Source organism: Rhodospirillales bacterium RIFCSPLOWO2_02_FULL_58_16 (assembly GCA_001830425.1).
Lineage (GTDB): Bacteria > Pseudomonadota > Alphaproteobacteria > Rhodospirillales > 2-02-FULL-58-16 > 2-02-FULL-58-16.
Map to the genome: position 1 here is coordinate 64260 of MIAA01000027.1, position 12522 is coordinate 76781.

Below are 12522 nucleotides of genomic sequence, written 5' to 3' on the forward strand. Positions count from 1 at the left end.
GCGCAATCGCCGACGGCGACCACCCATTTCGGCGAGGGAGTCGCCGCGTAAGTGCGTTCCAGCGCGACCCGCATGTTTTTGCAGACAGGGCCGGTGACAAGCAATACGTCGGCGTGTCTCGGCGAGGCTACGAATTTGACGCCGAAGCGTTCCAGATCATAAACGGCGTTGTTCAAGGCGTGAATCTCCAGCTCACAGCCGTTACAGGAGCCGGCGTCCACCTCGCGGATGGACAGCGACCGGCCCAGGACGCGCCTTGCTTCGCTATCGACATTGACCGCCAATTCGGCCAGCGCCTGTTCGCTGACCGGCGGCGCATCGGTGGTGACGGGACATCGAAACAGGGCCTTAAGGAGGAGATTTGACATCACAGATCATGCCCCGAATAAGAGCAATTGAACGATTTGTTGCACAACGGAAAATCGGCGACGATGTTGTCCTTGACGACCGCCTCCAGGAGGGGCCATTGAAACCACGACGGATCGCGGGGATGACAGCGAATGAGGCGTCCGTCTTCCGCCAATCGCAGCCAAACCAGAATATCGCCCCTGAACCCCTCGACCACGCCCATTCCTTCCCGTTCTCCGGCAAACCGTTTCGGCAGGTCCCGGCGGAAATCTCCACGGGGAACGGCGTCAAGTATTTGCCTGACCAGGGACAGACTTTGCTTGACCTCCTGAAGGCGTATCCATATCCGCGCATTGACGTCGCCGGCGTTAACCGTCGGAACGGAAAATTCAAGTTGATCGTAGGGCGGATAAGGGAGCGATTTACGGCTGTCAAACGAACGCTTTGAAGCGCGGCCGATAACGCCGCCGGCGGCGTATTGCCGGGCCAAATCAGGGGGCAATATCCCCGTTCCCCATGTCCGGTCCTTAAGTGACGCCGTATTGTCATAGGCGTCGGCAATTTCATCGAAGCGCTCGGCAAGGGAGGAGATCAATCGGTAAAGGACGCCTTTCCCCTCATCGGAAAGATCACTGACGACTCCGCCGGGAGTCACCCGGTCCATCATCAAACGATGCCCGAAACAGGCGTTCGCCGCCCGCAACACGTCCTCGCGCAAAATGCCGGCATAGGCATGAAGCAAAGCAAATGACGCATCATTGCAGACGGCTCCGATATCCCCGAAGTGATTGGCGAGCCGCTCCAGTTCCGCCATCAGGGCGCGTAGCCAATCAGCCCTCGCGGGAGGCTTGATGGACAAAGCGGCTTCCACGGCGCGGGCGTAGGCGATGGAATAAGCGACCGTGCTGTCCCCGGAAACGCGGGCGCACAGTTTGGCGCCGGACTCGACATCTTTGCCTTCAAGCAGCTTTTCGATTCCCTTGTGGACGTAGCCCAGCCGTTGCTCCAAACGAACCACGGTTTCCCCGTTGACGGTAAAACGGAAATGCCCCGGCTCGATGATTCCGGCATGAACGGGACCGACGGGGATTTCATGTACTCCCCTTCCTTCCGCAGGCAGGAACCGATATGGTTTCAAGGGCCGGTCGGTCTCGATCAAGTTTCCATGATCCAGCCATGGCCGTGTATCCGGCAGCCCCGACGGTTCATGGACGAACAGGTCGCGGATCGTCCTTTCCAGCCGCATGGCCGGAGGATGACGCCGGGAAATCGAAGGATATTTATTGTCCTCCACCGCCAGCGAGGCGACGGCGAACGCCCCGGAAGAAGGCTCGAAAAGCGCCATGTGAATGTGGGTCTTGTCGGCCCACAAGCCCATCATATCGATGTGGTCGCCCAAGCCGGCCGCTAATTCTTCCCATGTCTTTTTAGTAACCTCGAATCGCGGCCACGGCCTGTGTTCCGGCGCCGCCTTTCCGGTCGATAGTCTTTCAAGAAGCGAAAGGTTCTCCATTACCGTCATCCTAACCGAGAAGCTTGGCCACTTGTTCAAACCAGGTCACCAATGTCGGCGGCAGGTAGACGCCGGCAACCAGAACCAGGCCAAGGTGAGCGAACAAGGGAACAGACGTTGCCTGAACGGGTTCGGAGTATGGCGACGGAGGGCCGAACAGAACTCCCTGAAGCCGCATCAGCAAGGCGCCGAACGCCACCAGCAGGCCGAAGGCCAGAATAACGGCCAGCGCCGGTTCCCGTGCGAAGGTCGATGTCACGATAAGAAACTCGCTGGTGAAGATGCCGAAGGGAGGTATTCCGGCAATGGCGATCACCCCCAGCCCAAGACCCCACGCCAATACGGGATGACTTTCGCTAAGCCCCCGAATGTCCGCCAGTTTTTGTGTTCCCTTGGCTTGCGCTATATGTCCTACGGCGAAGAAAATGGCCGACTTGGTGAGGCTGTGCATGGTCATATGGAGGAGACCGGCAAAGTTGGCGAGCGGCCCGCCCATGCCGAAAGCAAAGGTTATGACCCCCATGTGTTCGATTGACGAATAGGCGAACAGTCGCTTGATGTCGCGCCGCCGGTACAGCATAAACGCGGCAAAGACCAGGGACAGAAGCCCCATAGTCATCAGGATAGGACCGGGAGACAGGGCATCGGCGTTCCCGGCAATGATCATCTTGAACCGCAGAACCGCATAAAGGGCGACATTCAAAAGCAACCCGGAAAGGACCGCAGAGATCGGAGTCGGACCTTCGGCATGGGCGTCGGGAAGCCACGCATGTAACGGGGCCAAACCGACCTTGGTGCCGTAGCCGACAAGAAGGAAGACAAAGGACAGGCTGAGCAGGGAAGGATCAAAGTTCGCCGCATTGGCGACCAGGCTGGTCCAGGTCAGGGCGGGAAAGCCTTCGCCGAGAACCCGTCCGGCCGCCAGATAAATGAGAATTGTCCCGAAAAAGGCCAGGGCGATGCCGACGCTGCCCAGGATAAAATATTTCCATGCGGCTTCTATGGCCTGATGAGTGCGGTAGATACCGACCATGACCACCGTGCTTAACGTCGCCACTTCCACCCCGACCCACATCAGCCCTACGTTATTGCTGACAAGCGCCAGATTCATCGCCCCCAGCATCGCCTGATACATGGCGTGATAAAAGCGCAGATAGGCGGGCGTCAGGTTCCCAGTTTCCAGTTCATGCCCGATATAGGAGGCGCTGAATACGCTCGTGGTAAATCCGATAAACGTATTCAGAACCACCAGATAGATATTGAAATCATCAATAAGGAAAAAGTCGCTGTTCTCCGGTCGCGCAAAAAACAGGGAACAGGCGGCGATGAACGATATGAACGACGCGGCGATGTTCAGCAAAGCCCGCAGCCGATGGCCGGGGGCGAGGCTGAGAATGACAATCGCCGCCGCCGGGGTAACAAGAAGCCCCATAAGACCAAGCTCGTTCATCCCCGATCTCCCCTGAATTGATTGAGGTTATCCACGTCAATCGTGTCAAAACGCTCACGGATGCGGAAAATGAACACGCCGAAGACGAAAAAGGCGATAAGGACGGAAAAGGCGACGCTGATCTCGACGACCAGAGGCATGCCCTTGGCCCCGGTGGCGGCAAGGATCAAACCGTTCTCCAGCGACATAAAACCGATAATCTGGCTGACCGCGTTCCGTCGCGTTATCATCATCAGGAACCCGAGGAGAATAACCGCAAAGGCAAAAGCCAGGTCTTCGCGGACAACTCCGGTTTCTTCCGTGGTTACGGGAAAAATGACCATGATCGCCAGAACCGTCAGACCGACGCCGGCCAGCATGGTCATGCCGACGCCCACGACCTTCTCGATATTCCGGTAAATGCCGAGTTTGGGCACGATGCGGTGCAGGGACCACGGGATGACTACGCCTTTTACGCCGAAGGCAATTGCCGCCGTAACATAAAGATGAGCCGCCTGCTGCGTATAAGCCTGCCAGGCGACGGCAATGGAAAGGACCATGGCCTGCATGGCGAATACTTTCAAAAGGCCGAACATGCGTTCCTGGTAGAGCAGCATGAAACTGATCACCAGGATTGCTCCCGCCAAAGAATGAGATATATCGGAACTGATGTTCGCCATTACATTCCCCGCGAGACGAACAGAAGAACAGTGGCCAGCAATCCCAGAACCAACGCCCCTCCAAGGAACTCGGCGACACGGAAAACCCGCATCTTGGCGACCATCGTTTCTCCGACCGCCAGCAGCACGCCCCCGATCATAAGTTTCCCCAGATAAGCCATCATTCCGATGACGTTGCCGCCCATCGACGAGGCGGGCGACGCGATGCCGAAGGGAGCGAAGATGCACACGAAAAGAGACATGTAAAACACCAGCTTGAGAGACGCCGTCAATTCGATTATGGCCAGATGGCGGCCCGAGTATTCAAGCACCATGGCTTCATGCACCATGGTCAGCTCCAGATGAGTAGACGGGTTATCCACGGGGATACGGGCATTTTCCGCCAGGGAAACGATGACCAGCGCGACGAGAATCAGGCCTAAGGAAACCCGCAGGCCGATGGGGGTGGTCGCTATATAATAAGCAATGATGGAAAGCTGCGTCGTTTGGGCGAGCAAGGCGACGGTGAATATAATCATCAGCATGGCCGGTTCGGCCAGCGAAGCAATCATCATCTCGCGTGACGATCCGATGCCGCCGAAGCCGGTCCCGACATCCATGCCGGCAAGCGCCAGCGCGAAACGGGCCGTCCCCAGCAAGGCGACGATGGCAAGCAGGTCGGCCGCCCAGTTGAACAAAAGACCGGCGGCGAAGGTCGGCACCAAAGCCGCCGCCACCCATACCGCCGCGAACGCCGCATAAGGAACAACCCGGTAGAGCCATGAGGCGTTCTCCGCCATCAGCGCTTCCTTGTGCAACAGGCGCCAAAGATCATAGTAAGGCTGGATAACCGAAGCCCCCCGGCGCCGGAGAAGACGGGCCTTCACCTTGCGGATAACTCCGGTCAACAACGGCGCGATCAGCAGCACAATGCTCATTTGGACGCCTTGCAGGATAATGTCGGCGATCAACGCCATATCACCACCACGATCAACAAGGTTATCAGCGCCGCGAACATCAGGGAAAGATAGCGGCGGATGGTCAGAAACTGGAGAAAGTTCAGACGGTTGGAAATTCTTTCCAGCAGACTCGCTACCGGCGTGAAGATCAAAGCCCAGGCCGGGTCTGTTATTATTATCTTTATCCGCGCCGCCCCGACATCTCCGGGGGCGGGCATATCCACCTCCTCACGGGCGCGAAACACGACGCTGCAAAACACCCTGCGGATCGGCTGACTGAACCCGCCGGATGTGTATTGGCCTGCCGTAGAGTCCGCCGGAGTTCCGCAATCCCAGGCCGGTCCCCGCCTGACCGCCCTGGAGGCAAAGCGGTGAATGAACCAGGCGGTGAATGACCCGGCGGTCAGCAGAAAAGCCATGATAGTGAACCCGTCGTAAGAACTTTTCGCCGACGAGAAGGGTATCAGCGCCAACGGCGCGGGACCGCCGCCTTGCGCGGGCAGTACGGCAAAAACCAGTTCTTGGGTGACCGGCCCCATAGATGTGACGGCCAATGTCGGCAGGACGCCGAAGACAAGGCAAAGAAAGGCGAGAATACCCATTGCCGCCAATGAATAGCCGTCGGTTTCATGGGCGGTTTCAGCTTGAGGCGTTCTCGGCCGGCCGAGGAAAGCGATGCCGAACGCTTTGACGAAGCAGGTCGCCGCCAGCGCCGCAGACAAGGCCAGCAACGCGCCGATAGCCGGCACCAGAAATGTAAGAACGGCCTGGGGCAACTCCGGACTGACCAAGATGGATTGAAAGATCAGCCATTCCGACACAAAGCCGTTGAACGGCGGCAATGCCGAAATGGCGATGGACCCCACAAGAAACAAGAACGCCGTTACCGGCATCTTGTGGATAAGCCCTCCAAGGCAGTCAAGGTTGCGTTCGCCCGTCGCATGAAGAACGGCGCCCGCCCCCAAAAACAAGAGATTCTTGAACAGAGAATGATTAAAAACATGCAGCAAGGCAGCCGTCATCGCCACGGCGGCGCCGGCCTCAAGGCGGTTGGCGTGAAAAGCCGCAGCCAGGCCGAGGCCGATAAAAATGATGCCGATGTTCTCAACCGAGGAATAAGCAAGAAGCCGCTTAAGGTCGTCCTGCATAAGGGCGTAAAGAATGCCTATAGCCGCCGTTATTCCTCCGACGATCAGGATAGGTATGGACCACCACCAGACGAGTTCACTGCCCGCCAGATCGAAAATAATGCGGATAAAGCCATAGACGGCAACCTTGGTCATGACGCCGCTCAACAGGGCGGAAACATGACTCGGCGCGGCGGGATGGGCTAAAGGAAGCCAAACATGCAAGGGAAACAACCCGGCCTTTGAACCGGCGCCGAGAAGCGCCAGGGTAAGAATCGCCGCTCCCGCCCATAGCGGCCTGTCATGCTCCCTGATGGCGTCAAACGCATATCCGCCGTCCGCCCCGGCCAGGATTCCAAAGGCGAACAAAAGCATGAAGGCGCCGAAGCCCGCCATGATAAAATAGAGAAATCCGGCTTTTGCCGTCTCAGGATCACGATGGTTGGACATGACAAGCGCCCATGACGTCAGGGACATGACCTCCCAGAACACAAGGAAGGTGAAGGCGTCATCGGCGATTACAACCAGATTCATCGCCGCCAAAAACGCCGGAAAGAACGGCAGGACGCGCCGGGGCTGCATTTCATGGATGCCGTACCCCATGGCGTAAAGCCCGGCTGCGGCGCTGCCGAGATTGACGACGATGAGAAAAAAAGCCGACAGGGCGTCAAGACGAAAGTGGGATCCGACCCAGGGCAAGCCTATGGGCAGAACAACCTTCGACGGGACGCCGGACGAGAACAAGGCAAGGACCGCCCCGACAAGCAACACGACGCTGATGACGGCGGACAGGCCATAGACAAAGCGAATCCACTCCCGATTGGGCCTGACGGCGCAAGCCGCAATTCCAAGGCTGAATAAAAGGGCCGCACCGCCCATAACCGACAGCAAATAGTTCATCAGCGCACCAACTCCGTCTCAGTGCGCAATCGGTCGATATAAGCCTGATAGGCGAAGCTGCGATCACGTTTTTTGCCGGTCGTCTCGACAAGAATCCCGGCGTTAACGAGCGTCTTGATGGCTCGTATTGCGGTCGGCTTGCTTGCGTCAACCAGCTTCATTGCCGAGGCGACCGTCACGATGGGGTGGCGGGTAAGCGCCTCGAACAGCCGGGCGGCGTTAACCGAGGCGGTGGCCGAACCCAGCACCCGAGCGCGATCTGCCTCGACAAGAGCGAAGATATTGCGCGCCGAGATCACCGCCTCGTCAGCGATGGTAGCCACGCCGTCGAGAAAGAAATCGAGCCATCCCTCCCAGTCACCCTCAGTGCGCACCGCTCCCAAGCGCCGGTAATACTCGGCCTGATGACGCTTGAAGAACAAGCTGAGATACAGAATCGGCTTGGCAAGCAATCCCCAGTGCTCAAGAAGCAGCGAGATGAGCAGCCGACCTATGCGGCCGTTGCCGTCAAGGTAGGGATGAATGGTCTCGAACTGTACATGGGCCAAACCGGCTCGCACCAGTTTCGGCAGCCGGTCATCGCCGTGGAGATGCTTCTCGAAATCGCCGAGCAATTCGGGAAGCATGACAGGCGGCGGCGGCACGAATACGGCATTGCCCGGTCGACTGCCGCCGATCCAGTTCTGGCTGCGCCGGACCTCGCCCGGCTGTTTGGCGGCGCCGCGTACGCCATGCATCAGGCGGCGATGCGTCTCGTTCAGCAGACGCATGGAGAGCGGCAGGCCCTGTCCATCCGCTATCTGACTGCGCGCATAGGTAATGGCGTTGAGATAATTGCATACTTCTTCGACGTCGGCGTTCGGCGTCGTCTTTTCCTCGGCTTCGAACGCCAGCAGATCGACCAGGGTTGCCTGCGTTCCTTCGATCTGGGAGGAAATAACCGCTTCCTTACGCACAAAGGCGTAGATGAACCAGTCCGGAGACGGCAGCATCTCACCGGCAAGGTCAAGCCGCGCCAATGCCTGTTCGGCCTGCCGGAGACGCTGAGACAAGCGATCATCAAGAATCAACGGCGGCGATGGAGGCAACGGCGCCGGAACGAAGGCCGAAACATCTTCGCCGCCGACAACGACGCGCTCATAGCGCCCTGTATTCCGCCAGACCATTTCCCGCCTCTCCGGCTACAATCACCGTTAATCACGCATTCTTTACTAAGGCGGCGAGATGGTCAAGGTCTCGTTACTTTAAGCACATCGACGACGTTACAAGCGTGTCAGGATGCGCTGTTTCTCGGGTGATGAGCCAGGCGATCAAGCGACGCCATCACGCCGCCCTTTGACGTAAAATCCCAATGCAGGGCAAAGCGGAACTCGTTGACCGAGCAGTAGGCGTGATAATGAGGCAACATCCGGTCGTCGCTGATCTCGGAAGAGTGGTTTTCCAGCACCAGTGTCTGCCCGTCAAGGATCACGGCCAGCACCGCGTTATGGGTCCGTGCGGCATCTTCTCCCACCCAAACCACGCGCAGACGTTCGTAATGAAATCCCAGTTTGCGAAGAAAAACATATTTGGCGACGGCGTAGTCCTCGGCCCCTCCCTCACTCTTCAAATAAGCGATAGGCGCCGCCCACGGCTTGGACTTGATGTTGCAGGTGATGTCATTAATGCGGACGACGCCGTTAATGAATTTGTTGACGCCGGCGATCTGCCCCCTGACGTCATTGCTGCGCAGGCCGTTCAGCATTTCAAGGGAATCAGACATCGCCGTATTGCCCTTGCACGCCTGATCCTGATTCGCCGTATCGGGAAATAACTCGGTCGGTTTTCCGATTACGCGCTCGTGGCTACCGAACAATGACGGGGTGCGGACAGGAGACCTTGTCACGTCGTCGCCCCCCGGAAAGCTGAAATCATCGGCCATCCCGGCGGCGGGGATGACCCCGGCCGCCGCGATAAAGCCCAGCAAAGTTCGCCGCTTCGCCATGTCTGTCATATGATTTCTCTTAAGTCTGTTTATCCCCACAGGAACATCAGCAATCTCCGTGCCAGTATTATCATGTTGAATTCATTGACGTTTTCATTTCAGAAGGCGGGAACTTCCGCCATAGGAGGCAGGTATTGCCGGGGATAAAATGTCTTTCAGGGCAAGCGCCCGGTTGACGCCGCCGCCGGCGGACCATAGGGTCCGTTTTTGCCCCCCGTTAAAGGAATCCTCTATGCCGGACATGCGTGAAATCGCCCAAAAAAGCAGCGCCTGGCCGTTTGCCGAGGCGCGATCCGTGCTCAAGCGCGTCGGCTCAAAGACGCCGGAAAAGGGCTATGTGCTGTTCGAAACCGGATATGGTCCGTCCGGACTGCCTCACATCGGCACCTTCGGCGAGGTGGCGCGAACCTCGATGGTGCGCCACGCCTTCACGATGTTGTCCGACATGCCGACCAAACTGTTTGCTTTCTCCGATGACATGGACGGGCTGCGCAAGGTGCCGGACAACCTTCCCAACCGGGAAATGCTGACCGAGCATCTCGGCAAGCCGCTGACTTCCATCCCCGATCCCTTCGGCGCCTATCAGAGCTTCGGCCATCATAACAACGCCCGGCTGCACGCTTTTCTCGATATGTTCGGGTTCGACTATGAATTTTATAGCGCCACCCAATGCTACAAGGAAGGACGCTTTGACGCCGTTCTGCTCCGGGTGCTGGAATGCTACGATGCGGTAGCCGATGTTATTCTGCCTACGCTGGGACCGGAGCGACGCGCCACCTACAGCCCGTTTTTGCCGGTTTGTCCCAAGACCGGCAAGGTGTTGCAGGCGCCGGTCGTCGAGAAAAACAGCGCCGCCGGGACTATCGTCTATGTGAATGAGGACGGCGCCGAGGTGGAAACGCCGGTTACCGGGGGACATTGTAAACTGCAATGGAGGGCCGACTGGGCCATGCGCTGGAAAGCGCTGGACGTGGATTACGAAATGTCCGGCAAAGACTTGATCGAGTCAGTCCGTCTGTCAGGCAAAATCTGTCGCATTATCGGCAGCGCCCCTCCGGTCGGGTTCACTTACGAGTTGTTCCTGGATGAAAACGGCGAGAAGATTTCAAAGTCCAGAGGCAACGGCCTGGCGGTGGAGGAATGGCTACGTTATGCGCCCCACGAAAGTCTGGCGCTGTTCATGTACCAGAAGCCCACGACGGCCAAGCGCCTTTACTTCGATGTCATTCCGCGCAATGTGGATGACTACCTCAGCCATCTGGAAAAATATCCTGAACTTGACGACGCCGCCAAGGCGGATAGCCCGGCGTGGCATATCCACCTCGGCCATCCGCCTTACGAAGACGTCCACCTCAGCTATAACGTACTGCTCAATCTGGCCGGCGTTTGCCATACCGAGGACAAGGCGGTGCTGTGGCATTTCATTTCCCGTTACCGCCCCGGCGCCACGGCGAAAAACGCGCCCATTCTGGATAAACTTGTGGAATACGCCATCAACTATTACCGGGACTTCATCAAGCCGGCGAAGCGATACCGCAAGGCAAGCGACGAGGAAAAGAAAGCCCTTGATGATTTGATCGCAACCCTTGAAACCCTGCCCGACAACGCCGACGCTGCGGAAATTCAGACCCAGGTTTACGAAGTCGGAAAGCGCCATCCTTTCCCCGACCTCAAGGCCTGGTTCGCTGCTCTTTATGAAATACTTCTCGGGCAAAGCCAGGGGCCGCGCATGGGATCGTTCATCGCCTTATACGGCAGGCAGGAAACCATTGCCCTGATCCGCCGGGCGGTAAACGGGGAGAATATGGAAGTATAGGCTACTGACTTACCCAGACGATTCGGGCGATCCAGTCCACGTCATCGACGAGAACCGAAATATCGTCATACCTGGGGTTAAGCGACTCAAGGTCTATTTTGCGGGCCGAACGGCGGCGCAACAGTTTGGCCATTACCTCGCCGTTAACGGTTTTTACGACGACGCGATCACCGCGCCGGATGTTTGAATTGGGCGAAACAACCACAATATCGCCGTCGCGGAACACCGGGTCCATGCTGTCGCCGCTGATTTCCAGGGCATAGGCGTGCGGGTCGCCGATTCCGGGAAACGGAACTTCATCCCAGGCGCCGCCTATCGGATAACCGGCGTCGTCAAAATAGCCTTGCGCCCCCGCCTGGGCGAAACCGATGAGCGGAACGCTGCGATAAACGCCCGCGCCCTCCCCGTCGCTCACATACGAGATGAACTCCTCAAGGCTGGCCTCTGTCGCATTAAGTATCTTGGAGACGCTTTCCGTACTCGGCCAACGCAGCTTTCCTTCACGGGTTATGCGCTTGCTCTTGTTGAAGGTGGTCGGGTCCAGCCCGGCCTGCCGCGCCAGCCCGGAGGCCGAAAACCCGTGTTCACGAGCGAGGCGATCAACCGCCCTCCAGATGTCGGCATGTTTCAGCATGGGAACATTGTCATATGATTGCGGCCCAACCGCACTAGGAATATTTTGCTTTATGCTATTGACAAAGGAAATATTGCCTATATGTTTGTATAGTTCATTAGATGTTCCGTCCTTTTTTGACGCTTGTTGATGCGGAAATAATCATAAGGGAGCAAGCAGGTGAAGCAACGCAATCATGGCCCGAAGCCTGTTAATGAAATGAACTATGTGCCGTTTATCAACGCCGAGGAGGCCTGGTTCTGGTTTATTCGATGCCAGCGTCTGCGCCTTGACGGCGCCAGGCCGATCATCGGCGACAAATTCATGGCGCGCCCCTGCGAGCCGGACGACTTGTACCGGGCGGTCATGGCTCTTTTCCGTAAACAACGCATCGGGCCGGAGCATCTGAAGGTCCTGGGAGAATTCGGCGTACGCGAAACGCCGCCCGATCCGCGATGCCGCGACGAAGAACGCCCGGCGCGCCTTTGGGACGCGGCGCTGGATCATTTGACCACGATCCTTAAGGCGAAAGGCATCGTTGAATGTAGGGCGGATTGATTGTCATGGCGCCTGGAACGCCGCCGAATGCCTGCGCCACGGCTCTCGTCGTCTTCGGCGGAGAGGCGCAACTCAAATGGCTGCGTGTGTTAAAGCCGGGATTCAGGCATTGTTTCATCGCCCTTAAAAACTCCGGGCGGTGGGTGATCTGCAATCCGCTTTCCCACCAAACGGAAATATCCGTCCACCATGATTTTGCCGTTGATGAATTGGCCGAGCGGTACCGGAAGCTGGGCTTCAAAGTCATTATCTGCGCCGTTCACAGGGCGCCGCTCCGCGCCGCGCCGTGGCGCCCCTATACTTGCGTCGAGGCGGTAAAAAGGGTGCTCGGCATTCACAACGGCCGGATACTGACGCCGTGGCAGCTCTACCGTCACCTGCAAAGCCGGCAATAAGAAATTCCCAGTATTAGGAAATAAACCCTTGACATAGGGTTTACGTCTCAGTATATAGAAGGCAACGGCCGGCACAGCTATGTCTGCGGGCCATTTTTCACCACCTTCAATTCGCAAAGGAGAAACGCCATGGGCGGGGCTTTCAGTTCGCCTGCGCCGCCGCCGTCTTCGGCGCGGGGCCTTCCGGGTCTCGCCGACCTGTCGCCATATCGCAAAAAACT

General features: G+C 57.8%; 11 protein-coding genes and 1 pseudogene (1 of these 12 cut by a window edge). 3 read left to right on the forward strand and 9 right to left on the reverse strand.

The window, feature by feature from the left end; genetic code table 11:
- The 8 genes and pseudogenes from A3H92_08400 to A3H92_08435 form a co-directional block, all read right to left on the reverse strand.
- Positions 1 to 368: pseudogene (locus A3H92_08400) on the reverse strand (hydrogenase); it reaches 128 nt to the left of the window's first position.
- Positions 368 to 1870, reverse strand: a complete 1503-nt coding sequence (locus A3H92_08405) for a hydrogenase expression protein HypE (GenBank protein ID OHC74813.1) — start codon at positions 1868 to 1870, stop codon at positions 368 to 370. The pseudogene A3H92_08400 and the gene A3H92_08405 overlap by 1 nt, the downstream one beginning before the upstream one ends.
- Before the next feature lies 1 nt (position 1871).
- Positions 1872 to 3311 (reverse strand): hydrogenase 4 subunit F, encoded by a 1440-nt coding sequence (locus tag A3H92_08410; GenBank protein OHC74814.1) that lies wholly within the window; start codon positions 3309 to 3311, stop codon positions 1872 to 1874.
- A complete protein-coding gene (locus A3H92_08415) occupies positions 3308 to 3970 on the reverse strand; it encodes a hydrogenase-4 component E (protein ID OHC74815.1) in 663 nt (220 codons plus the stop codon). Before A3H92_08415 ends, A3H92_08410 begins: the two co-directional genes overlap by 4 nt.
- On the reverse strand, positions 3970 to 4926 hold the full coding sequence (locus A3H92_08420; GenBank protein ID OHC74816.1) for a formate hydrogenlyase: 957 nt from the start codon (positions 4924 to 4926) through the stop codon (positions 3970 to 3972). The genes A3H92_08415 and A3H92_08420 overlap by 1 nt, the downstream gene beginning before the upstream one ends.
- Positions 4917 to 6935, reverse strand: a complete 2019-nt coding sequence (locus A3H92_08425; protein OHC74817.1) for a hydrogenase 4 subunit B — start codon at positions 6933 to 6935, stop codon at positions 4917 to 4919. The genes A3H92_08420 and A3H92_08425 overlap by 10 nt, the downstream gene beginning before the upstream one ends.
- Positions 6935 to 8101 (reverse strand): cell filamentation protein Fic, encoded by a 1167-nt coding sequence (locus tag A3H92_08430; protein OHC74818.1) that lies wholly within the window; start codon positions 8099 to 8101, stop codon positions 6935 to 6937. Before A3H92_08430 ends, A3H92_08425 begins: the two co-directional genes overlap by 1 nt.
- A gap of 107 nt (positions 8102 to 8208) precedes the next feature.
- Positions 8209 to 8901, reverse strand: a complete 693-nt coding sequence (locus tag A3H92_08435) for a hypothetical protein (GenBank protein ID OHC74819.1) — start codon at positions 8899 to 8901, stop codon at positions 8209 to 8211.
- Positions 8902 to 9151: 250 nt separating this feature from the next.
- Between A3H92_08435 and A3H92_08440 the strand changes: the two genes are divergently transcribed.
- On the forward strand, positions 9152 to 10735 hold the full coding sequence (locus A3H92_08440) for a lysine--tRNA ligase (GenBank protein ID OHC74820.1): 1584 nt from the start codon (positions 9152 to 9154) through the stop codon (positions 10733 to 10735).
- Between the two features lies 1 nt (position 10736).
- Here A3H92_08440 and A3H92_08445 read toward each other — a convergent pair whose 3' ends face one another.
- The gene (locus A3H92_08445) at positions 10737 to 11369 is read right to left on the reverse strand and encodes a DNA-binding protein (protein OHC74821.1); all 633 of its coding nucleotides are present in this window, start codon (positions 11367 to 11369) and stop codon (positions 10737 to 10739) included.
- Between the two features lie 198 nt (positions 11370 to 11567).
- On the opposite strand from A3H92_08445, the gene A3H92_08450 reads away from it, so the two are divergent.
- A complete protein-coding gene (locus A3H92_08450) occupies positions 11568 to 11906 on the forward strand; it encodes a hypothetical protein (protein OHC74822.1) in 339 nt (112 codons plus the stop codon).
- Positions 11907 to 11911: 5 nt separating this feature from the next.
- Positions 11912 to 12301: a hypothetical protein gene (locus A3H92_08455; protein ID OHC74866.1), complete on the forward strand. Its 390-nt coding sequence runs from the start codon at positions 11912 to 11914 to the stop codon at positions 12299 to 12301.
- Positions 12302 to 12522: the final 221 nt, after the last annotated feature.